The organism is Bacillus sp. Nf3 (assembly GCF_003028545.1).
Lineage (GTDB): Bacteria > Bacillota > Bacilli > Bacillales > Bacillaceae > Bacillus > Bacillus safensis.
On sequence record NZ_PYUA01000109.1, the window covers coordinates 1 to 519 of the forward strand.

The following is a 519-nucleotide window of genomic DNA, read 5'->3' on the forward strand; positions in this document are numbered from 1 at the left end:
TAGATGCTGCCGGCCAGGAGCGCATAGGCGCTGCCGGAAATGGTGGTGGCACCCTTAAACATGCCACCGGAATGGATGGCGCCGGCGGCGAACACATCCGAGTAGCAGGCCAGCATGATCGAGGTCATCGCACCGCCGGCCGAAATGCCGGTCACATAGACCCGATGCGGATCCACGCTGTAGTCGGCTTTTACCTTGTCGACGATGCCGGCCAGGATCGACGGCTCGCCGCTGTCGCGGGCCTGGTTGATCGGCAGCTGCCAGTTCCAGCAGCGCGCCGGGTTGGAGGTAACGTTCTGCCGTGGATAGACCACGATGAAGCCCTCGGTATCGGCCACATCGTTGAACCCCGAGGCCTCGCCCATCAGGTTCGGGCCGTTGACGCAGCCGTGCAGGACCAGCAGCAGCGGCAATGGCTGGGCGCCGTCGTAGCCGGCCGGTACCCAGACCTGATATTCGCGGACGCCGAACAGATTGCCGTACAGGGCGATGTCCCAGTGCCCGGCCGGCGCGGCCGCG

The 519-nt window shown here is 65.7% G+C and carries 1 protein-coding gene; it reads right to left on the reverse strand.

Annotated elements, in window-relative coordinates:
- Positions 1–519, reverse strand: a 519-nt coding sequence (locus C9414_RS21080) for an extracellular catalytic domain type 1 short-chain-length polyhydroxyalkanoate depolymerase (RefSeq protein WP_142398089.1), incomplete at both ends; no start/stop codon positions are given.